The sequence below is a fragment of the Arthrobacter sp. Bi26 genome, from assembly GCF_918697925.1.
Classification (GTDB): Bacteria; Actinomycetota; Actinomycetes; order Actinomycetales; family Micrococcaceae; genus Arthrobacter.
In genome coordinates this window covers 26,040-45,900 of the sequence record NZ_CAKKMF010000033.1, presented here as the reverse complement: position 1 = coordinate 45,900, position 19,861 = coordinate 26,040, and the positions used below count along the sequence as shown (strand labels likewise).

Sequence of the window (19,861 nt, the reverse complement as noted above, 5' to 3'; positions counted from 1 at the left end):
CGCAACCCCAGTGAGGTTCCCAGAATGACGACGACGACCGCCCCGCCCGCCGGCGCGCAGACCGGCACACCCCAACCAGCCAGCCCGCGCAAACGCGGCCACCGCGGCACCCGCGGCACCCGCACTCCCGGCGAAGGCCGCATGGCCGCGCTGCTGCTCTCCCCCACCATCCTGGTCCTCGCCCTGGTGATCGTGTACCCGCTGCTCGCCGCGGTGCACCAGTCCCTCTACCGCGCCGAATCCGGACTGGACGCGGACGGCTTCGTCGCCGACGTCGAATCCTTCGTCGGCCTGGCCAACTACGCCGACCTCTTCGTCGGCGAAACCGGGCGGCGCTTCCTCAACGCGCTCGGCAACACCACGTTCTTCACCGTCACCACCGTGTTCCTCGAGACCGTCCTGGGCCTCTGCCTGGCCCTGGCCATGAACCGCGCCTTCCGCGGCCGGTCCTTCCTGCGCGCCAGCATCCTGGTCCCCTGGGCCGTGCCCACCGCCGTGTCCGGCCTGCTGTGGCGCTGGATCTTCCAGTCCGACGGCATCGCCAACACCCTGCTCGGCAGCGAAATCCTCTGGACCGCCGAGGGCAACGCCTCCCGCGCGGCCATCATCATCGCCGAGGTCTGGAAGACCGCCCCGTTCATCGGCCTGCTGGTCCTCGCCGGCATGCAGGTCATCCCCGGCGAAGTCTACGAGGCGGCCAAGATCGACGGCGCCGGCTGGTGGCGCCAGCTCAGCTCCATCACCCTCCCGCTGGTCAAGCCCACCCTGCTGGTGGCCGTGCTGTTCCGCATGCTCGACGCGCTGCGCATGTTCGACCTCCCCTTCGTGCTGATCGGCCCCGGCAAGGAATCCGTGGAAACCCTCTCCATGCTCGCCTGGGACGAATCCAACCAGCTCCGCTACGGCTCTGCCTCCGCGTTCGCGATCATGCTCTTCCTGTACGTCGCCGTCGTCGCGATCGTCTTCGTCAAGGTGCTCGGCGCCGACGTCACCGGCGCCAAGGAACTGAAGCTGATCTCAAAGAGGAACCGCACCAAGGCAACCCGCACGCAGGCGAACACTGACCAGGCAATCGCTGAACAGAAGAAGGCCGAGGCCACCCGATGACCATCTCCGACCTCCGCAACGCCGCCGCATCCTCCGGCGCGATCGGCACCGGCGCACCGGGCGCGCCCGACTCAAGCACCACCGTCGGCCGCCCCGGAAAACCCAAGACACAGCGCACGTGGCGTTCCTACTCGGTCTACCTGGGCCTGGCGCTGATCTTCGCCTACTGCCTGGCGCCGTTCTACTGGATGCTGGTCTCCAGCCTCCGCCGCACCGCCGACATTTTCGACAACACCCTGCTGCCGGCCCCGTTCTCGCTGGAGAACTACGCCAAGGTGTTCGACGGCTCCACCATGTTCGGCCAGGCCCTGCTGAACTCCCTGATCGTGGCCGGCACCACCACGGTGTTCGCGCTGCTGCTCGGCGTCTTCGCGGCCTACGCGATCTCCCGGCTGAACTTCCGCTTCAAGTCGGTGATCCTGGGCGTGATCATCGCGACGTCGATGTTCCCCGGCATCTCCGTGGTGGTGCCGCTGCTGCGCCTCTTCACTGACCTCGGCTGGATCAACACGTACCAGGCGATGATCGTGCCGAGCCTGTCCTTCGCGATCCCGCTGGCGGTCTGGAACCTCACCACGTTCATGAAGGCCCTGCCGTTCGACCTCGAGGAAGCCGCGATGATCGACGGCTGCACCAAGTGGCAGGCGTTCCGCCGGGTCCTGCTGCCGCTCGCCGCGCCGGGCGTCTTCACCACCGCGATCCTGACCTTCATCCACAGCTGGAACGAATTCATCATCGCGCTGTCCATGATCAATGACCCCAAGATCCAGACCGCCACGGTGGCGATCTCCAAGTTCACCGGCGCCACCGAATTCCAGGCGCCGTTCGGCGAGCAGATGGCCGCCGGCGTGATCGTCACCGTACCGTTGGTCATTATGGTGCTGATCTTCCAGCGACGGATCGTCGAAGGCCTCACCGCGGGCGCGAGCAAATGAGCCCTGTCTCGCCGGCGGGCCCCGTCGAGGAAACCACCGTCGCGCCGGCCCCCGACTGGTGGCAGTCCGCCGTCATCTACGAGGTTTACCCGCGCTCCTTCGCCGACGGCGACGGCGACGGCGTGGGCGACCTCGCCGGGCTCATCACCCGGCTGCCGTACATCGCCGCGCTCGGCGTCGACGGCATCTGGATGACCCCGTTCCAGCCGTCCCCACAGGTGGACCAGGGCTACGACGTCACCGACTACTGCGGCGTGGACCCGCTGTTCGGCACCATGGAACAGTTCGAGTCGCTGCTTTCTGACGCGCACGGGCTGGGCCTGCGGGTCCTGCTCGACGTCGTCCCCAACCACTGCTCCTCGGAGCACCCGCTGTTCCAGGCGGCCCTCGCTGCCGGCCCGGGCTCACCGGAGCGGGACATGTTCCACTTTGTGCCGGGTCCATTGGGCACGTCCGACGACGGCGGCAGCGGCTCTGCGTCTGAGGCCGACGCCGGCGATCCAACCAACGATGTCCCGCCGAACAACTGGCAGAGCGTCTTCGGCGGCCGGGCGTGGAGCCGCGCCAACCCCGAGTCCGATACGGACACGGACTGGTACCTGCACCTCTTTTCGGCCGGCCAGCCGGACTGGAACTGGCGCAACCCCGCCGTCGGCGATTACTTCGACGGCGTGCTGCGTTTCTGGTTCGACAAGGGCGCGGACGGGCTGCGCATCGACGTGGCGCACGCGCTGTTCAAGGCCGACGGTCTGCCGGACTCGCCCTCCACGGGCGGGGTGGTGGACGGGCTGCGGTCCAACCCGCAGGTCTCGGACCAGGAGGACGTCCACGACGTCTACCGCCGCTGGCGCACCCTGGCCGAGAAGTATGAACCGCACCGGCTGCTGGTGGGCGAGGTCAACCTGGAACCGTCCCGCGCAGCCCGGTACACCCGCGCGGACGAGATGCAGCAGGCCTTCGCATTCGCGTTCGTGAAGCTCGGTTGGGACCCGGAGGCGTGGGCCGCCGTCGGGAACGAACTCGAGGCCGCCCGGCAGCTCCACGGCGCCGCCCCCACCTGGGCGCTCGAAAACCACGACATCGTCCGCTCCGTCACCCGGTTCGGCGGCGGCGAACTCGGCAACGTCCGGGCGCGGGCTGCCCTCGTGGCATTGCTTGGACTGCCCGGCGCCGCGTACATCTACCAAGGCCAGGAGCTCGGGCTGCCCGAGGTCGACGTCCCGGTGGGTGCCCGGGTGGACCCAATGTGGGCCCGAGGGGGCGTGTGCCGTGACGGCGCGCGCGTCCCGCTGCCGTGGTCCGACGACGCGGCGTTGAACCACGGGTTCTCGCGTGCTGAGCCTGCCGGGAAGGCATCCGAGCCCTGGCTCCCGATCCCGGGCGGCTGGGGAACCCACGCCATCGAACGGCAGGAGCAGGACCCGCAGTCCGCCCTGAACCTGACCAAAGCGGCGCTGGAGCTCCGCCGGCAGTTGTGGAAGACCGAGGTCTTCACCGCGGACGACGGCGGCAGCTGGCGTGTCGAGGCCGGAAACCTCCTCATCTGCGAACGCAACGAGCACTTCCTCGTCGCCGTCGCGATGGGCACTGAACCGGTCAAACTCCCGGCCGGCACCGTGCTGCTCAGCGCCGCACCCCTGGCCGAGGACGGCTGGCTGCAGCCGAACAACGCGGCGTGGGTGCTGCGCGACTGAGGCCATCGCCTCCGCGCCGCCCGCGAGATGCATGGACTTAGAGGCACGCTCTGGACTGTCTTGGCTCTGGTGTTCAACTCCATCACCCAGGACTTTGCCTCGGGCGGCAGGGCAGCGTCCCATGGGCTCTTCGGGGTTGGTGATCGCAAACAGGGCGGTCATGGCTCCCGGCGCGGCACGGCAAAGCCCCCGGCTGCTTTGCCGGGGGCTTTGCGTTTTTCCTGTGAGTGTTACTTAACGGCTACGAAAGTCTTGTCGGCGAGCATGCCGGGCCTGACCGCAAGGACGCCTTGGGCGGCCGTGGCGGTCGGAACTTCAATGGCCTTGTTGCCCGTTGCGGTGGCGTTCTTGTAAAGCGTGCTCGTGGTGTCGATAGGCTTCGGTGCGACGACGAGCTTGTCGAGGCCATTGACAGTCTTGCCGTCCGCTGTGACGTACTCAATTGACACGAAGGCAGGCATTTGCCCGTTAGCGTCATCGCCGATGTAGGTAGTGGAGTAGTTCACGATAATGTACTCCGACCCGGCAGTCGGCGGCTTATTGATGGGGCTGGCAGCGACAACGGAATCCGTGGCGGCGAGGGAGACCGAATTGATCACGAGGCGCCAGTCGTCAGACTCGATAACCGAGCCGATCGGGTGTGGGTTCTCGCGGGTTCCGGCATTGGCGGCAGGCTTTGCCTCTGCCGCTCCACTAGTGCCACCTGCTGCGTTGGACGGTTCGACGACTTTGGTGTCCCCGCTGCCGATAGCGTTGTCGACCGACGTCGCAAGGACGGAGAAGAACACGGCAAACCCGACGATCGTCCCCACGATGGACACGATCAGGGCGGTGATGCCCATCCACTTGGGCTTGTCCTTGAGGAACAGAGAAACGAGAGCCAGAACGAATGCGATCGGCAGCAGTATCCAGCCAACGATGAGAGCGCCGGGAATACACGCGAAAATGAACCCGAGCGCTGCTGTGATGAGAGCGATGAGCCCGAGGACGTTCAACGGCTTTTTCGCCTTCGGCGGCTGGGGCGGCGTCTGAGTTGGCGCCCCATGATCCTGCTGCGCGAGAGATGATTGCTGTGGCTGGTGGGGCGCGGTCTGCTGTGAGCCCACCCCAGGGAGCTCTGGTGTTGTCATGGCCCAACTATGGCAGACACGGGTGGTTTGTCATGTTTCACGACACGACGCAAGCTCAACTATGACAGACATGAGGGTTCTCATTGTCTCTCGTCACGACGCAACAGGTGGTTGATGAAGCTTGCGCCCGCAGACCAGGGCGGAGCACTGACAGAGCCGCGTCCTGGGATCACTCCTTGAGTACGCCGCAGGTCGCGCCGAGCTCGATGCGTGTAGCGGCCGCCCTGTTCAAGGCCGACGGGCTGCCGGACTCGCCCTCCACGGGCGGGGTGGTGGACGGGCTGCGGTCCAACCCGCAGGTCTCGGACCAGGAGGACGTGCACGAGGTCTACCGCCGCTGGCGCACCCTGGCCGAGAAGTATGAGCCGCACCGGCTGCTGGTGGGCGAGGTCAACCTCGAACCGGCCCGCGCCGCCCGCTACACCCGCGCCGACGAGATGCAGCAGGCCTTCGCGTTCGCGTTCGTGAAGCTCGGCTGGGACGCATACGCGTGGGCAACCGTTGGGACCGAGCTCGAGGCCGCCCGGCAGTTGCACGGTGCCGCCCCGACGTGGGCGCTGGAAACCACGACATTGTCCGCTCCACCCGGTTCGGCGGCGGCGAGCTCGGCAGCGTCCGGGCCCGCGCGGCCCTCGTGGCTCTGCTCGGGTTGCCCGGCGCGGCGTACCTCTACCAGGGCCAGGAGCTCGGGCTGCCCGAGGTCGACGTCCCGGTGGAGGCACGGGCGGATCCGATGTGGGCCCGCGGCGGCGTCTGCCGCGACGGCGCCCGCGTGCCGCTGCCCTGGACCGCGGATGCGGCGATGAGCCATGGCTTCTCGCTCGCTGAACCCGCCGCGGATCCGTGGCTCCCGATCCCGGCTGGCTGGGGAACCCATGCCATCGAGCAACAGGAACAGGTTCCGGGCTCCTCCCTGAACATCACCAAGACGGCGCTGGAGCTGCGCCGGCAGTTGTGGAAAAACGAAGTCTTCACCGCGGACGACGGCGGCAGCTGGCGTGTCGAGGCCGGAAACCTCCTCATCTGCGAACGCAACGCGCACTTCCTCGTCGCCGTCGCGATGGGAACCGAACCGGTCAAACTCCCGGCCGGCACCGTGCTGCTCAGCGCCGCGCCCCTGGCGGAGGACGGCTGGCTGCAACCGAACAACGCTGCCTGGGTGCTGAAGGACTAAAGGTCCGGCGGCCTGAATCTGGGTTAGGACGGTCAGGTTCTGAGGAAGTCGATTAGGGCGCACAGTGTTACTGGAGTGGTGGCCAATTCGTATTCTCAGAGACGTAGCAGGCGCTGGGAACGTGAAAGCATAAGCCGGTGCACACGAACCAGTACGGACCAGAGAGCGCACCTCCTGTCTTGCTCCTGCACGGTGGTGGCGTCGCCGGTTGGATGTGGCAATCCCTGAGCCGTAGCCTGGAAGACCGGCACCGTGTGATCGTCCCCGACCTCCCGGGGCACGGAGAGAGCTCCAGCGAGGAGTACATCTCGCATTCCGCGACCGTAAATGCCCTGGCCGACTTGGTGTTGCAACGGGTTGGTTCGCCAGTAGCAGTGATCGGCTTCTCGCTCGGGGCCCAGCTATCCATCGGTCTGGCGGCTCAACATACGCCTCTGGTGAGCCGAGTTATGGTCGTCAGTGCCCAAGCGAAGCCGATGGCGTACGGTGGCCTCACCCTGGGCATTCTCGGTTTGAGCGCGCCACTTGCCCGGAGGAGATGGTTTGCCCGCCTGCAGGCCCGGCAGCTGTTCATACCCCCAGAGCTGATGGAGCAGTACATCGACACCAGTGCAGGCATAACGAAGGCGACCTTGACGGCCGCCGTCGGGGAGAACCTGCGCTTCGCATTGCCTGAGAATTGGTCCCGCTTCCCTGGGGAAGCCCTCGTGATGGTGGGTCAGCGTGAACGGAGGCTGATGCGTGACTCTGCCGCTGCGATCCATGCCGCCCTACCTGGAAGCGACTTGGAGGTTGTGGATGGGTGTGGCCACGGAATCCCCCTTCAACGCCCGGAGTGGTTCAACGCCACGGTATCGGCTTGGCTCTCTCAGGAGTAATGAGGAGGACCGACCGGACCGTCAGCAGCTGCCCGGAAGTTTGAAGAAGCCTGCAACGTCGGCTGCGCCCAGGAGATCGTGACGGAAGGCGATGGCGTCCACGGGCCGTGTCTCGACGAACAGGACCGCCACCGTCCGGGAGTGGACCACGGTGTACCGGGTCGGTCCGTCCAGCCAGGAGTGGATCCCTGTGTACTCATCGACCAACAATCCGTCGCCGAGCAGGCCCTGCTCCTCGAGCAGGTGATAGACAACATTCCAGGCGAGATCCATCAGTTCATGGATCGCCGCCTCCACTGTTGGAGCGGTCATGAGTCCATGGTCCTCCTGGGCACCGACAGCTTTGCGGAGACAGAGCGGCGTGTCTTCGAGGACACGTCTGCACCGCCAGCTCCGGATCGAACCCACGGCGCGGCGTCCTGGGGCAACGGGTTCGTTCCATAACCAAGGTGCGTCCGACCGGCGGTCGACGACGTTAGCAGCCGGCGTACAGTTCAGGCAGGTCCCCGGTGAAGGCTTCCCGTGGATCGACTCCTGCCGCCTCCAGGATGGCGCGGGCCAGAGCCCGGGCATCATCCGTCCGGTAGCTGACCGAGGCCGTCACGCCGTCGGCCTGATTGATCTGGACGCTCGGCTGATCGTCAAAACCACCGGTCGGAATTGCACGCCAGATGTCGAGGTGGTCTTCGGGGATTTCGGTGTCGTGGTGGCGGTGGACGAAGTAGTCTGCGGCGGCCATGGTGGTCCTCATCTCGAATCGGGCAAGAGAAGAGTGTAAGCACGCGAGGACAGTTCAGAAAAGTGCCCGGAAGCGAGTACCGGCCACTCGTATGCCGTGCACGGTCTTCGTCCTAATGTGGAGCGTACCGGCGGCATCCCCGGTGCTGGGGGTTTCGGATTGAAACGTGGTTTGGATACCGGGGCCGGCGGCGAGGGCGCTCACCTGTTTGTGCGCCCACTCCAGCCGTCGCCGGCCCCCTTTACGCCTGCCGGGCTACGCCTCCAGGTGGAACTCCACCCGGTACTTCATGAACCGGATGTTCCGGGCGATGGACAGTGCACGGCGGATCCGCAGATCATCTTCCTGCGCGATGATGACGCCTTCAACGGACTGCCCAGGTTCGAGCAATGCTTCCTGGACGTAGCCCATGTAGCGCTGGATCTGGCCGACGACGGCGTCACTGGCGCGACCGCGCTTGAGTTCAATCACGAGCAGCCGGGTCCGGTCCTTGCTGATCGCGAGGATGTCCATGGGCCCGGTGTCGGTGAGGTACTGCTGGCCTTTGAGTTGGCCGTCCTCTTCGTAGATGTCATAGTCCTGGCCGAGCGTTGTGCTGCGCCAGTTGTGGACCAGGAAGTCTTCGAGCTGCTTCTCCATCTGGAACGCGAGCTGGTCCTCGACCTGGGAGGAGATCGCCTGGGCTATAGGCTGGGCGGCATCGGTGAGCTGAGTGAGCGCCGCCAGCTCTACGGTGTGGGCGGCCAGCTGGAACACCGTCATGATCGACCTGGCAGATGATGCCAAGGCGGGGCTCATGTCGTCCTTGCTGAACGAGCCCTTCCAGTCGACCCGGCGCCGGTGTGGCAGATCCGTGCCCGGGTGGTATTCGTACCCGCCGGTCACGACGCCGTACTGGTAGGTGCGGTCAGGTTTGGGTGCCAGCACGAGGTTGCCTTCGACGATCCCTTCGCAGGCCCACCACAGATTGCCGGCGGCGAGACCGGCCGCGACCTTGCCCTTGTCCGGTTCCTGCCCCAGGAACACCTGGACCACGGCGGAGCGGAAAGAGTCCGGCCCTTCGCCCAGATGCGGGGTGAGGTCATAGTCGCCGACAAAGTCGACTCCCATGTATCCGGCCTCGATCATGTCTTCGGCGAACAGGCCACCTCTGCCCTGCCGGACCATCCATGCTGTCGTCATTGTTCTCCATGTCCTGATGCCCCCTGGACGGGGCCGCGTGCGGTTCCACCTGAACTTATCGCATGCGGCGGCCTCTGGCCTGAGGCTTCCCCTCGTCTGTAAGCAGCGGTTGGAGCAGTTGCCCACAGCGGAGCGGAGTTTTCAGGGGGACCAAGGCCCAGGAGCAGGCTCACCGTCGCTCCGCTGGCCGAAGACGGCTGGCTGCAGCCGAACAACGCGGTCTGGGTGCTGCGCGACTGAGGCCATTCTGTTCGTGACCGCCCACGTTTCCACGGGGAACACCCGTTGCGCTATCACTTGTAGCTGCTAAACAGCTGGTCTCAGCTATCAGAACGACCGTAGGTGATAGCGCATCGGGGCATCCGGCCTACGCGCGCTGGGAGATGTTGATGATGTTGCCCTCGCTGTCCAGGAACCAGGCTGCCTTCCCCCAGTCAGCGGTGGCAATGCCGTTCTCCGTCTTCAGGCCGGGAAAATCGTAATCTTCAAAGACGACGCCGCGGCCTCGCAGTTCCTCCATCTCGCGTTCGAGATTGTCCGTTTCCCAGCCCATCTGGGTGTTCTTGGCTGACCCGGCATTGTCTGTCTGGTAAACGAGGAAGCGCGTTCCTTGGCCGCAGCTGTACATGACGCTGCCTTCCTCCATGGATTCGGAGGGTTCCATTCCCAGCTTGTCCCGGTAGTACTCCTTCGCCCTGTTGATGTCCTTCGCGGGGAGGACAGCGATGATGTTTGAATCCTTGAGCATGATGATTCCCTTCAGTGCGTCGATGACCGCAGTGATGGCGATGCTCCCCCCGGTTTCGGTCCCCGGAATCCTTGTCCGGAGCCCGTGACCGCCCCTTGCGCCGAGCCGGGGCAGCCACTTGGGACTCTTCAACGCCGCGCCACCTATCACCAGCGTGAGGGGTTCCCGAAGTTATGTGGACATTATGGACCGATTTGGGTCTGCTGAAACAGGGTGCACGGCATCCGGTTGAAAGGTCATATGCCGGCCCCCAACGAGGTCCTCGCGCTCAGCCCGGAGTGGCGTCTCGCTGATGCCGGCACTTGCACTTGCTAACCTGTGGCCGGTTCCCGCGAACAGTGTGGCTGCTCCTTGGAGATGCGGGAGCACGCTGCCCGTCGAATTGATCATCAGTGAAAGGGCATCGACGTTAGCCTGTTCCGTGATGTCCATCGCGGTTTCGAAGCAGTGCCGCCCATAAGATGAGGCAAAGACTTTGGGGCCCGCCCTGGACGATTTTTGGGTGTGGAGTGCACCGAGAGAACCTTGGAAATGAGATTCCTGAAATGTCCGGTCAGGAACCGGCATACGGCAAAGAAAGCTGGCCGCGGGTAAAACGGGCGAAGCCGGCGTGAACGTCACGGACAATGACGGATCCGGTGCCGAGGAGCTGTGCCTTCTCTCGAAGTTGCGCCACGAGGTCCTCGCTTGGGCGGCCGAAGATTTCGATCGACTTCATCTTGATAAGCGGCGCAACTGGCGGGAACTTAGGCCCCGCCACTTTCATGTGGAACTCCAACGAGGCCAGATCAGGATGGAAATGGAGGACACTCATGGTGGAGCCGTCCTCTGAGAAACAGACGCTGTAGGAGATGATCCGAGGCTCATTCTGTTCAACGAACGCGGCGAGTTCTGCCATGGCTGTCTTGAGTTCCTCAAGTTTGCCGGAGCGGACCTCCGAAGTATCAAGGTAAGCGACGAAATCATCCATGTCAGCTCTCCCGTTGAAGGCCCTGGCTGAACGCCTGGACCTGGTTCACTACGCACAATTGTCCTCCCGATCCTCTATGGAAGCGCGGCGGATTTATGGCTCCAGGATCACGGCCAGCAGTATGCCCTGAGAATTCGCCACCGGGCCCATGGCCGCGATGACCTCACCGGGCTTGGAGCCCGAGGGCAACTGCATCACCCGACGGGTCCCCGCACCTTGCCGCCCCTTAACCCCGGCGGTAGCCTGAAAAGCAGATGACGGGCCGCGCCGCCCACCACCGGTTCCGCGAGTGCCGGGCCGGGCAGCGCCCACCGGCTCAGACCCGCCACCGGGAACGTGGAGGCGCGATGTCTACACTCGCACACGGCCGGGAGGCCTATGCCGAACGGCGCTGGCCGGACGCCGTAGGGCAGTACACCGCTGCCGACCACGACGCCGAACTGCCGGCCAGCGATCTGGAACAGCTGGCCACCTCCGTCATCCTCACCGGCCGGGGTTCCGAGGGAGTGGACATCCTGGCCCGGGCGCACCTGAAGTACCTCGCCGAAGGCGACTACGACGCCGCCGCCCGCTGCGCCGCCTGGTCCGGGTTGAACCTCATGCTGCTGGGCGAGGCGGCCCGCAGCGCCGGCTGGCTCGCCCGTGCCCACCGGATCGTCGAGGACCTGCCCGAGCCCTGCCCCTTCGAGGGCATGCTGTTCGTCCCTGCCGGGCTGGGCGCCCTCTACCGAGGCGACGGCGCCGCCGCCGCGGAGGCCTTCACCCGGGCCGCTGACCTCGGACGGGAACGTGGCGACGCTGACGCGGCGGCCCTCGGTTTGCTGGGTCTCGGGCAGGCAAGGATCATGCTGGGCCGGCTCGAGGACGGCCTGGCCCTGCTCGACGAAGCCATGGTCGCCGTCACCGTGGGGGAGATCTCGCCGGTCCCGGCCGGGATCATCTACTGCGCAGTGATCGGAACCTGCCTTCTGGCCTTCGACCTGCGCCGTGCCCACGAGTGGACACGGGCGCTGGACCGGTGGTGCGACGCGCAGCAGAACCTGGTGGCCTTCAGCGGCCAATGCCAGATGCACCGGGCCGAGCTGTACCGGCTGCACGGCGCCTGGACCGAGGCGATCGACGCGGCCCAGATGGCGCAGGACCTCGCCTTCCGCGGCGACCTGCTGGCCACCTACGGCGGCTTCTACGAACAGGGCGAAATCCAACGGCTCCGGGGCGACTTCGACGCCGCCGAGGCCTCCTACCTGCACGCTCAGGAGACCGGTTTCCCCCCGCAGCCCGGGCTGGCGCTCCTGCGTCTGGCCCAGGGCAAGCCGGACCAGGCCCAGTCCCTGCTCCGGCAGGCTATGGACGGCGCCGACCCCACGTACCGGCGCCAGATGCTCGCCGCCCGGGTGGAAATCGAACTGGCAGCAGGCGACGCACGGGCAGCACGGGCTGCCGCGGAGGAGCTGGCTTCGCTCTGCGCCTCGATCGACATGCCCCTGCTGCACGCCCTCGCCGAGCAGTCCGAGGCCTCTGTCCTGTTCCACGAAGGCGACCTTCAGTCTGCCCTGGTCCCGCTTCGCCGCGCGTGGTCCCGCTGGCTCAGCCTCGACGCACCGTTCGAAGCGGCCCGCTGCCGCGCCCTCCTGGCCAGGCTGTGCGCCGCGCTCGGCGATGAGGAATCCGCCCGGCTGGAACTTGAGGCGGCCCGGGCAGTATTTTCCGAGCTGCGCGCCGCGCCGGCGCTCTCGGAGCTTGAGCAATCGGTGCCCGTCGCGCCGGACGCCCGGGCAGCCCCGGCGCCAACCACCGGGAACGACGTTCATCACGCCGCCGACGCCGGGCCGCTCACCGCACGCGAAACCGAGGTGGTCCAGCTCGTCTCCACCGGACTGAGCAACCGAAACATTGCTTCCGAGCTGTTCATCAGCGAAAAAACGGTGGCCCGGCACCTGAGCAATATCTTCACCAAGTTGGGCCTGACCTCCCGAGCCGCGGTCACGGCCTACGCCTACCAGCACGGACTCGCCCTGACCTCCCGCCCTGCATAAAACTACCCATTCCCCGCCCGCCGGATTTCTCCCCGGGAAATGGGTGATTCGCCCGATTCGCCGCGATGCGGCGAAAAATAGCGTTAATGGCATGAACGTTTCAGTGCTCGCAGGAATGGTTTCCACCGGCCTCTTCGCGGTGAGCTACTTGCCCATGCTGCTCAAGGCACTACGCACGAGGGATCTTGACTCCTACAGCCTCGGCTACCTCGCGCTGAGCAACGTCGCCAACGCAGTGCACTCCGTGTACGTCTTCAGCCTCCCTCCGGGGCCGATCTGGCTATTGCACTCCTTCTACGTCGTCGCCTCCGCGCTGCTGCTCATCTGGTACCTGAGCTTCCGGTCCGGACCCGCCGGCCACCCGGCGCCACAGCAGTCACAACGTTCATAACCACCCAACTGCACATGCAGCACCAAGGAGGCACCACCATGAACACCACCCCAGCAACTGACACCCGCGGCACCGTCGGCACTGGCATAGTCGGCACTGCCACCGTCGACACCGTCATCATCGGTGCCGGACAGTCCGGCCTGGCGCTGGGCTATTACCTGGTGCAGCAGCACCGGAACTTTGTCATTCTCGACGCCGGCACACGGGTTGGCGACGCGTGGCGGAGCCGCTGGGACTCGCTGCGCCTGTTCACCCCCGCCAAGTACAACGGCCTGCCCGGCCGGCCCTTCCCCGGCGACCGCCTCGCCTTCCCCACCAAAGACGAGCAGGCGGACTATCTGGAGGACTATGCCTCCCGGTTCCACCTGCCGGTCCGGCCCAACACGGCCGTCACCCGGCTGAGCCACGACGGGCAGCGGTTCCATGTCACGGCCGGGGCGCGGCGCTGGACGGCGGCGAACGTCGTCCTCGCCACTGGTGCCTGCCAGCTGCCCAAGACGCCGGGCTTTGCGGCGGACCTGCCGTCCGACGTCGTGCAGATCCACTCCCACAGCTACAAGAACCCGGCCCAGCTCAAGCCCGGTCCCGTCCTGGTGGTGGGGGTGGGCAACTCCGGAGCGGAGATCGCCCTGGAGACCAGCCGCACCCATGAAACCTGGATGGCCGGCAAGCCGAGTGCCGAGATCCCGTTCCGGCACGGCCGGACCGCGGCCCGCTTCTTCATCCCGGTGGTCCGCTTCGCCGGGATGCACGTGCTGAACACCAACACGCCGGTCGGGCGCAAGGTGCTGCCCAAGATGGCTGCCATGGCTACGCCGCTGATCCGCACCAAGCTCGCGGACCTCAGCGCCGCCGGCGTCCACCTGGTGCCGCGGGTCACCGGAGTCCAGGACGGCGAAGTAATACTCGACGACGGCCAGAGCCTTCTAGTGGCGAACGTCATCTGGTGCACCGGCTTCACCGAGGCCTACCCATGGCTGGACATCCCGGCCCTGCCCGCGAACTGGCGGGAGCAGCAGCACCGCGGGATCGTGGATGCCCTGCCGGGCCTGTACCTCCTGGGGAAAGACCTCATCTTCGCCGCAGCATCTGAAACCCTCCCCGGCGTGTGCCGGGACGCCAAATACCTGGCGAAGCGGCTCGCCGCCACCCGGGCTCCGCAGCACGCAGCGGAGGTTCAGAGCCGGCTGGCGGCATAACGCAGTTGTCAGGAAGTCGCTGTCGAATTCAAGGTCGGGGACAATCTCGCCATTGTCAGGTAGTGAGCGGAGGCCCGATGATCTCGATGTTGTGGCGTGCAGCGATCGCGGTTAGTGCCTGGCCGTCGACGGGTTCAGGTTCCGGCAGTACCCTGCGCGCTGCCGGCGCTCCTGCCTCGGCGGCGAAGGTTTCAAAGCCGGCTGGCACGGTGATCACGAGGCTGCGGAAGGACTCTTCCGGTCCGGCAAGAAATGTGTGGGTGGAACCTTGGGGAAGAAAGACGAAATCGCCCTTTTGCACGGTGAAGCGCTGCCCGTCGCTCTCGAACAGAGCCGTGCCCGAAATAACGTAGAAGGATTCATCCTCAACCAGATGCCGGTGCATCGGTGGCGCGTAGCCAGCCGGATGCAGAATCTCCGTAATGGTCAGCCGCTGTTTCGTCTCCGGGCCGCCTGCCTTGACCAAGACCAATGCATTCGTGAACCACAGGGCGGTCCCCTCGTCGGCTGCAAGTTTGTACGCCCTGCCCTGTACGCCGGTGGCCGGCGTGTTCGTATCATCGGACCTGTCCATGACGCTCCTCAGCTTGGAAGTGCCTGCAATGCTACTCAGGATCCCGATCCGTTCAATGCCGTGCAGCTTACTGGCGTCCGCACCCACCACAGGACGGAACGGCATAACAGCGCCGGGACCCAGCCTCACGATGGGTCCCGACCCTCGGCAGGGCTGCCAGCCCTGCCCTCCGCGGTCAGCGGGGCGTTCACGCTGTTCTTAGCGTTGCTTGCCCGTTTCGGTGCCCGTGACGTTGAACGAGGCGTCCAATTTCACTGTCGCTGACGTCCCGTCAGCCTTGAGGATGTGCGCCTCGTAGGCAGCCCCCTCCGCATCGGTTTCGACGCGGACGACGGTCGCCCCGGGGTTGGCGTCCGTCACTGCCGCTTCCACACGTGCGGCAGTGTCACCTGTTAGCAGCTGCTCGGTGATGCCGTTGGCTTGATGACCGCCCTTGTGCTGGGAAGCGGACGGTGTGGTGGAGGTCGCCGCGCCGTCCGGAGCGGCCATTGCGAGATACATGCCGCCGCCGGCGAGAGCGGCCGTTAATGCTGCGCCCGCTGCGACGTTTCGAAGTGTCTTCATCACGTGCTCCTGATTTCTGCGATCAGGCCCATCGGTGTTTGACTGACCGCTTTCTCGTCCTGGGCATCGTGTCCCCGCAACGCCCAGCGCGGGTGAATCCGAGTAGGGACATTGTGGATTCTACGCATGTGTGAGGGTGACGACTAGGAGCATTTAGGACCATGGTTTTCCCGGCGCACAAGACCTTTTCCGGGGCCTTTGACTACCCGAGCCGACGCAGTTCCACGAGCCTGCCGGGCAGAGGTCTGTTTCACTGGCCCCCTGTGAGGACGTCCGCCGTCACAGGTCACCGGATCATTCCTCGACGAACTCCAGCAGGTCACCCGGCTGGCATTTGAGGACCCGGCACATTGCTTCCAGGGTACTGAAGCGGACAGCCTTTGCGCGGCCGTTTTTCAGCACCGCCACGTTCGCCGGGGTGAGTCCCACGCGCTCGGCGAACTCCCCCACGCTCATCTTTTGTTTGGCCAGTTCGACGTCGATGCGCACCACGATGGGCATCAAATCACCGCTTCCATGTCGCTGCGCAGGTCCGTGGCCTGCCGGAGCAGCGCGCGCAGCACCACCACCACAAGGCCCAGGGCGGCGCCGGCTACCAGCAGCAGGAACAGCAGGAGCGGCAGGCCCGGATCATCCGCGTTAAGGACCACGAAGGCGGACAGTGCCGCCAGCAAGGTCCATCCGGCGGCGACGGCCCAGACGATCGCGTCCACCCACCGCAGTGCTTCGTTGCTGAAGATGCTGCCGAGCTTGACCATGGTGAGCAACTTCCAGGTGCTCACCATCACCACCTGGACGCCAGCGACTTCCAGGATCGCGAAGACGGTGAGCGGCCATTGCAGGTAAGCCCGCTCCGGATTCTCCTGCGCCATATGGGCGAACTGCCCGGGGAGGGACATGACTTGGAACAGGACCAACAGGAGGAACGCCACAACAAGGACAATCCGAAGGGCGATGACTGCCACGCGAGTAAGTTGCATGCATCGATCTTCAGCCATTAACTATCGAAAGTCAATCGATATACTTTGGTCTGCGGACGCTCGCGGCGTGACAGGCCGCTGCCAGCCCGGTCCACTTCCGTCACCGGCCACAGAGTGCCAGAGTTGAACTGTGAACGAGCCAACGGGGAATGAGGCAACCGGGAACGCGGAATCTGGCGCGCTGGTCCTGAATCTGGAGTGCACGCTCGCTGCTCCCCCGGAGGAAGTCTTCAGGATGCTGACGGAATCGGCCGAACTGGTGAAGTGGTGGGGCCCGCACGGATTCACCATCCCTGCAGCCGAACTGAACCTCACGCCAGGCGGCCGCTACCGATTCCGCATGACGCCACCGGACGGGGAACCCTTCCACCTCTCCGGCGAGTTCCTGGAAATCGACCCGCCTTGGCATCTGGTGTACACATTCCACTGGGAGGAACCGACGCCAGACGACCGGGAAACCGTCGTCGATCTCTCGCTCGGGAGTACCGGCAAAGGCACGCGTCTGGTGCTCTCGCAGGGACCGTTCCTGACGGACGAACGCCTAGAACTGCACCGCGGCGGCTGGACTGAGTCGTTTGAGAAGCTGCGCTTGGTTACAGACGCCCTCGCCTAGAAAATGAGGGCCAGATGCCGCACCTGGCTCGCACGCAGTCCGCCACGTGGTCAAAGGCCGGGTGGCGGCGGCGGGACCTGATCGTCCTTGCCGATGTTCTGGATGCCGACCGGTTCGCCCTCCCTGGTGTTGGTCCTCCTGTTGATCAACCAGGTGATGAACCACAGCACGACGCCGATCGCCATCAGTCCCCCGGCGATCTGGTACTGGATAACGGGCCGGCCCACCCATGGTCCGGCGAGGAAGGCGCACAGCAGGGCCGCGACGATCGGTATCGGCCCCGGCGAGGTGAAGAAGACCTCGCGGTTGGGGTCCCTCTTGCCGCGGAGGACAACGCAGGCCACGTTCACCAGGGTGAACACGCATAGCAGCAGGAACGCCGTAGTGCCGGAGAGGTTCGCCACGACGTTGCTCTCCGGGTCGCTGGTGACGTACCAGATCAGCCCCAGCGCAAGGACGGTGGAAAACACGATCCCGGCCCATGGCGTGCGGCGTCCAGGGAGCACCCGTCCCAGCGGCCGCGGCAGGACGTCCTGGCGGGCCATGCCGTAGATCAGACGGCTGGCCATCAGCATGTTGATCAAGGCGGTGTTGGCCACGGCGAAGACAGCGAGGAACGGGAACACCTTGTCGATGGGGAAGTCCGGTGACCCCTTGTGCACCACCTCAAGGAGCGCGGCGCCTTCGGCCTCCCTGATCCCTTCGAGTTCGGTGGGCGTGAGCACGCTGACCACGGAAACGGCCACGAGCATGTAGAGGATCACGGCGATGCCGAGACCGGTCAGCATGGTCCGCGGGAAGATCCGCTCGGGGTTCTGCGTTTCCTCGACCATGTTCACGGAGTCCTCAAAGCCGACCATCGCAAAGAACGCGATGGACGTGGCCGCCGTGACTGCCAGGAACAGGCCCTTGTCCTGGTGGTCGGTAAAGACCGTGATCTCTGCTGGATTCCCTGTTCCTTGGGCCATCACGTAGAAGCCGACCCCGATCACGATGCACAGGGCGATCACCTCGACCAGGGTGAGCACAACGTTGAACTTCACGCTCTCCCCCACGCCGCGCAGGTTGATAGCCGCCAGCAGCAGCATAAAGCCCAACGCAACCGCGGTGATCACCTCCCGACCGGGCATGTCCATCCAGCCGTTGATCGCCAGGCCTCCAAAGAAGTTCTGGGCAAGGACGTTCGCAGACGTGGAGGCGCTGGTGATGCCGGAGCAGACGACGGCGAACGCGACCAGGAAGGTGACGAAGTGGATCCCGAACGCCTTGTGAGTGTAGAGCGCCGCACCGGCTGCCTGGGGGTATTGGGTGACCAGCTCCAGGTAGGAGAATGCGGTCAGGGTCGCGACGACGAAAGCGAGCAGGAACGGCAGCCAGACGATGCCGCCCACCGTGCCGGCCATGGTTCCGGTGACGGCGTAGACGCCGGCGCCGAGGATGTCACCGACGATGAACAGGAGCAGGAGCTTGGGTCCAAGGACCCGCTTAAGCGTGGGTTCGTCACCCTCGGGAGTGGCATCGAAGACTTTGTCGGACGTGGTGCTCATGGTTGACCTCCACCGCGGATACACGGCCCTGAGAGCCGCGGCCGGCCTCCCGGCCTCGATGTGACGTACTTCACTGTGATCTTCTCGGGTCTGTTTGGCAACACCAAGGTGCGGGCCCACCCGCGCATCTCCCGCATCATTGTGTGTTCACCCGCGGTCCAGCTCCCCGCACACCACAGTCCATCTCACCTCCCTACGGTGGTCGGGTCGCCGGCACAACGCCGGTAACCGTCACCCAGGAGGAAACCATCACCATGCGCACACCCCTGATTGCAGCGGCCGCCGCCGCGCTCATCGCCTCGCTAGCGGGCCCCGCCGTCGCCGCTTCCAACCCCGAAGCCGGCCCGCCGTCGTCGAACGCTGCCGGAACGGCTGCCGCAGAGGCAACAGCCGGTATCAAGACCAACGAGAGCAACGGCCCCTTTGACCTGCAGTCCCACCGCGGGGGCCGCGGCGAGTGGACCGAAGAATCCCTGGCCGCATTCGCCAACTCGCTAAAGCTCGGCGTGACCACGCTGGAACTGGACACCCACCTGACTTCCGACGGCAAGGTCATCGTCTGGCACGACGACACCATCCAGCCGGACAAGTGCCGCGACACCGCGCCGGCGGCTCCCGGCGACGCGGCTTTCCCGTATGTCGGCGACCGGGTGGCCGAACTGTCGCTCGCCCAGATCAAGACCCTGGACTGCGGGTTCACCCAGCTGAAGGGGTACCCGGAGCAGGACGTCATCGAGGGCAACCGGATCGCCGAGCTCAAAGACGTCTTCCAGCTGGTCCACGACGCCGACGCCAAGAAGGTCCGCTTCAACATCGAGACCAAGGTGGAGGACGGCCGGTCCGGCGGCGAGGGCATGGTGGCCCTGACCAAGGCCGTGGTCACGGAGATCTACACCGCCGGCATGGCCCAGCGCAGCACCGTGCAGTCGTTCGACTGGTCCTCGCTGAACCTGACCAAGAAGATCGCCCCGCAGCTGCCGCTCGTCGCGTTGTCCAGCGGCGACGCCTGGCTCGAGGTCGGCCAGCCCGGCGCCAGCCCCAACCTCGGCGGCATCGACATCGACACCTACGGCGGTTCGCTCGCCAAGGCAGCGGCAGCCCAGGGGTACGACGTCGTCTCCCCCACCTTCCGCTCCGTCACCCCCGAGATGATCGCCGAAGCCCACGAGCTGGGCCTGCCGGTCATCCCCTGGACCGTCAACACCACGGCGGACATGACACGGCTGATGGACCTCGGCGTGGACGGCATCATCACCGACTACCCCACCCGCCTGCGCACCGTCGTGGAAGAGCGCGGCTTGAAGCTCCCGAAGGCATACTCGACCGCGAGCTAAACGACGACGGCTGGCTGCCGCCGAACAACGCCGTGGGGGCGCTGCGCAATTAATTCTCCGCAGACC

Annotated in this window: 21 protein-coding genes; 10 read left to right on the top strand and 11 right to left on the bottom strand. The window is 65.6% G+C overall.

Annotated features, from left to right (window positions below; genetic code table 11):
* Positions 1-24: 24 nt before the first annotated feature.
* Genes LQV16_RS10935 through LQV16_RS10925 form a run of 3 tightly spaced genes read left to right on the top strand, consistent with a single transcriptional unit; the run spans position 25 to position 3,736 of the window.
* The gene (locus LQV16_RS10935) at positions 25-1,107 is read left to right on the top strand and encodes a sugar ABC transporter permease (RefSeq protein WP_229993913.1); all 1,083 of its coding nucleotides are present in this window, start codon (positions 25-27) and stop codon (positions 1,105-1,107) included.
* Complete coding sequence (locus tag LQV16_RS10930) at positions 1,104-2,042, top strand: carbohydrate ABC transporter permease (protein ID WP_229993912.1); 939 nt, start codon at positions 1,104-1,106, stop codon at positions 2,040-2,042. Before LQV16_RS10935 ends, LQV16_RS10930 begins: the two co-directional genes overlap by 4 nt.
* A complete protein-coding gene (locus LQV16_RS10925) occupies positions 2,039-3,736 on the top strand; it encodes an alpha-amylase family glycosyl hydrolase (protein ID WP_229993911.1) in 1,698 nt (565 codons plus the stop codon). The genes LQV16_RS10930 and LQV16_RS10925 overlap by 4 nt, the downstream gene beginning before the upstream one ends.
* Positions 3,737-3,966: 230 nt before the next feature.
* On the opposite strand, the gene LQV16_RS10920 is transcribed toward LQV16_RS10925, so the two are convergent.
* Entirely contained in the window at positions 3,967-4,866 is a 900-nt protein-coding gene (locus tag LQV16_RS10920; protein ID WP_229993910.1) for a hypothetical protein, read from the bottom strand.
* 550 nt (positions 4,867-5,416) lie between these two features.
* On the opposite strand from LQV16_RS10920, the gene LQV16_RS10915 reads away from it, so the two are divergent.
* Both LQV16_RS10915 and LQV16_RS10910 read left to right on the top strand, forming a co-directional pair.
* Positions 5,417-6,040, top strand: a complete 624-nt coding sequence (locus LQV16_RS10915; protein WP_229993909.1) for an alpha-amylase family glycosyl hydrolase — start codon at positions 5,417-5,419, stop codon at positions 6,038-6,040.
* Between the two features lie 137 nt (positions 6,041-6,177).
* Positions 6,178-6,918, top strand: a complete 741-nt coding sequence (locus LQV16_RS10910) for an alpha/beta hydrolase (protein WP_229993908.1) — start codon at positions 6,178-6,180, stop codon at positions 6,916-6,918.
* A 21-nt stretch (positions 6,919-6,939) separates the two neighbouring features.
* On the opposite strand, the gene LQV16_RS10905 is transcribed toward LQV16_RS10910, so the two are convergent.
* The 5 genes from LQV16_RS10905 to LQV16_RS10885 form a co-directional block, all read right to left on the bottom strand.
* Entirely contained in the window at positions 6,940-7,230 is a 291-nt protein-coding gene (locus tag LQV16_RS10905) for a hypothetical protein (RefSeq protein WP_229993907.1), read from the bottom strand.
* Between the two features lie 163 nt (positions 7,231-7,393).
* Positions 7,394-7,657 carry a hypothetical protein gene (locus tag LQV16_RS10900; RefSeq protein ID WP_229993906.1) on the bottom strand — a complete coding sequence of 88 codons (264 nt, stop codon included), beginning with the start codon at positions 7,655-7,657 and terminating at the stop codon, positions 7,394-7,396.
* Positions 7,658-7,912: 255 nt separating this feature from the next.
* The gene (locus LQV16_RS10895; protein WP_229993905.1) at positions 7,913-8,839 is read right to left on the bottom strand and encodes an endonuclease NucS domain-containing protein; all 927 of its coding nucleotides are present in this window, start codon (positions 8,837-8,839) and stop codon (positions 7,913-7,915) included.
* 367 nt (positions 8,840-9,206) lie between these two features.
* Positions 9,207-9,587, bottom strand: a complete 381-nt coding sequence (locus tag LQV16_RS10890) for a VOC family protein (protein ID WP_229993916.1) — start codon at positions 9,585-9,587, stop codon at positions 9,207-9,209.
* 553 nt (positions 9,588-10,140) lie between these two features.
* On the bottom strand, positions 10,141-10,557 hold the full coding sequence (locus LQV16_RS10885) for a hypothetical protein (RefSeq protein ID WP_229993904.1): 417 nt from the start codon (positions 10,555-10,557) through the stop codon (positions 10,141-10,143).
* 347 nt (positions 10,558-10,904) lie between these two features.
* On the opposite strand from LQV16_RS10885, the gene LQV16_RS10880 reads away from it, so the two are divergent.
* The 3 genes from LQV16_RS10880 (at position 10,905) to LQV16_RS10870 (ending at position 14,183) form a co-directional block, all read left to right on the top strand.
* The gene (locus tag LQV16_RS10880) at positions 10,905-12,593 is read left to right on the top strand and encodes a response regulator transcription factor (RefSeq protein ID WP_229993903.1); all 1,689 of its coding nucleotides are present in this window, start codon (positions 10,905-10,907) and stop codon (positions 12,591-12,593) included.
* A 91-nt stretch (positions 12,594-12,684) separates the two neighbouring features.
* Positions 12,685-12,984, top strand: a complete 300-nt coding sequence (locus LQV16_RS10875; protein ID WP_229993902.1) for a hypothetical protein — start codon at positions 12,685-12,687, stop codon at positions 12,982-12,984.
* Positions 12,985-13,022: 38 nt separating this feature from the next.
* Complete coding sequence (locus LQV16_RS10870; RefSeq protein ID WP_229993901.1) at positions 13,023-14,183, top strand: NAD(P)-binding domain-containing protein; 1,161 nt, start codon at positions 13,023-13,025, stop codon at positions 14,181-14,183.
* Between the two features lie 55 nt (positions 14,184-14,238).
* Here the strand turns inward: LQV16_RS10870 and LQV16_RS10865 are convergent, their stop codons facing one another.
* The 4 genes from LQV16_RS10865 to LQV16_RS10850 all read right to left on the bottom strand — a co-directional run bounded on the left by LQV16_RS10865 (position 14,239) and on the right by LQV16_RS10850 (position 16,301).
* Positions 14,239-14,886 (bottom strand): cupin domain-containing protein, encoded by a 648-nt coding sequence (locus tag LQV16_RS10865; RefSeq protein WP_229993900.1) that lies wholly within the window; start codon positions 14,884-14,886, stop codon positions 14,239-14,241.
* Between the two features lie 69 nt (positions 14,887-14,955).
* On the bottom strand, positions 14,956-15,321 hold the full coding sequence (locus LQV16_RS10860) for a hypothetical protein (protein ID WP_229993899.1): 366 nt from the start codon (positions 15,319-15,321) through the stop codon (positions 14,956-14,958).
* Positions 15,322-15,615: 294 nt separating this feature from the next.
* Complete coding sequence (locus LQV16_RS10855; RefSeq protein WP_090955828.1) at positions 15,616-15,822, bottom strand: helix-turn-helix transcriptional regulator; 207 nt, start codon at positions 15,820-15,822, stop codon at positions 15,616-15,618.
* Complete coding sequence (locus tag LQV16_RS10850) at positions 15,822-16,301, bottom strand: DUF2975 domain-containing protein (protein ID WP_229993898.1); 480 nt, start codon at positions 16,299-16,301, stop codon at positions 15,822-15,824. Before LQV16_RS10850 ends, LQV16_RS10855 begins: the two co-directional genes overlap by 1 nt.
* Positions 16,302-16,431: 130 nt before the next feature.
* On the opposite strand from LQV16_RS10850, the gene LQV16_RS10845 reads away from it, so the two are divergent.
* The gene (locus LQV16_RS10845; protein WP_229993897.1) at positions 16,432-16,914 is read left to right on the top strand and encodes an SRPBCC domain-containing protein; all 483 of its coding nucleotides are present in this window, start codon (positions 16,432-16,434) and stop codon (positions 16,912-16,914) included.
* A gap of 50 nt (positions 16,915-16,964) precedes the next feature.
* Here the strand turns inward: LQV16_RS10845 and LQV16_RS10840 are convergent, their stop codons facing one another.
* Positions 16,965-18,461, bottom strand: a complete 1,497-nt coding sequence (locus LQV16_RS10840; protein WP_229993896.1) for an APC family permease — start codon at positions 18,459-18,461, stop codon at positions 16,965-16,967.
* A 254-nt stretch (positions 18,462-18,715) separates the two neighbouring features.
* Here LQV16_RS10840 and LQV16_RS10835 point away from each other — a divergent pair, with 254 nt between their 5' ends.
* Entirely contained in the window at positions 18,716-19,795 is a 1,080-nt protein-coding gene (locus LQV16_RS10835) for a glycerophosphodiester phosphodiesterase family protein (RefSeq protein ID WP_229993895.1), read from the top strand.
* The last annotated feature ends 66 nt before the right edge of the window (positions 19,796-19,861 follow it).

Coding starts and splice junctions, on each gene's coding strand:
- LQV16_RS10855 (WP_090955828.1), bottom strand. CDS start 15,822: ATGCCCATCGTGGTGCGCATCGACGTCGAACTGGCCAAACAAAAGATG.
- LQV16_RS10895 (WP_229993905.1), bottom strand. CDS start 8,839: ATGACGACAGCATGGATGGTCCGGCAGGGCAGAGGTGGCCTGTTCGCC.
- LQV16_RS10850 (WP_229993898.1), bottom strand. CDS start 16,301: ATGCAACTTACTCGCGTGGCAGTCATCGCCCTTCGGATTGTCCTTGTT.
- LQV16_RS10885 (WP_229993904.1), bottom strand. CDS start 10,557: ATGGATGATTTCGTCGCTTACCTTGATACTTCGGAGGTCCGCTCCGGC.
- LQV16_RS10880 (WP_229993903.1), top strand. CDS start 10,905: ATGTCTACACTCGCACACGGCCGGGAGGCCTATGCCGAACGGCGCTGG.
- LQV16_RS10870 (WP_229993901.1), top strand. CDS start 13,023: ATGAACACCACCCCAGCAACTGACACCCGCGGCACCGTCGGCACTGGC.
- LQV16_RS10920 (WP_229993910.1), bottom strand. CDS start 4,866: ATGACAACACCAGAGCTCCCTGGGGTGGGCTCACAGCAGACCGCGCCC.
- LQV16_RS10925 (WP_229993911.1), top strand. CDS start 2,039: ATGAGCCCTGTCTCGCCGGCGGGCCCCGTCGAGGAAACCACCGTCGCG.
- LQV16_RS10890 (WP_229993916.1), bottom strand. CDS start 9,587: ATGCTCAAGGATTCAAACATCATCGCTGTCCTCCCCGCGAAGGACATC.
- LQV16_RS10930 (WP_229993912.1), top strand. CDS start 1,104: ATGACCATCTCCGACCTCCGCAACGCCGCCGCATCCTCCGGCGCGATC.
- LQV16_RS10905 (WP_229993907.1), bottom strand. CDS start 7,230: ATGACCGCTCCAACAGTGGAGGCGGCGATCCATGAACTGATGGATCTC.
- LQV16_RS10840 (WP_229993896.1), bottom strand. CDS start 18,461: ATGAGCACCACGTCCGACAAAGTCTTCGATGCCACTCCCGAGGGTGAC.
- LQV16_RS10935 (WP_229993913.1), top strand. CDS start 25: ATGACGACGACGACCGCCCCGCCCGCCGGCGCGCAGACCGGCACACCC.
- LQV16_RS10835 (WP_229993895.1), top strand. CDS start 18,716: ATGCGCACACCCCTGATTGCAGCGGCCGCCGCCGCGCTCATCGCCTCG.
- LQV16_RS10875 (WP_229993902.1), top strand. CDS start 12,685: ATGAACGTTTCAGTGCTCGCAGGAATGGTTTCCACCGGCCTCTTCGCG.
- LQV16_RS10860 (WP_229993899.1), bottom strand. CDS start 15,321: ATGAAGACACTTCGAAACGTCGCAGCGGGCGCAGCATTAACGGCCGCT.
- LQV16_RS10900 (WP_229993906.1), bottom strand. CDS start 7,657: ATGGCCGCCGCAGACTACTTCGTCCACCGCCACCACGACACCGAAATC.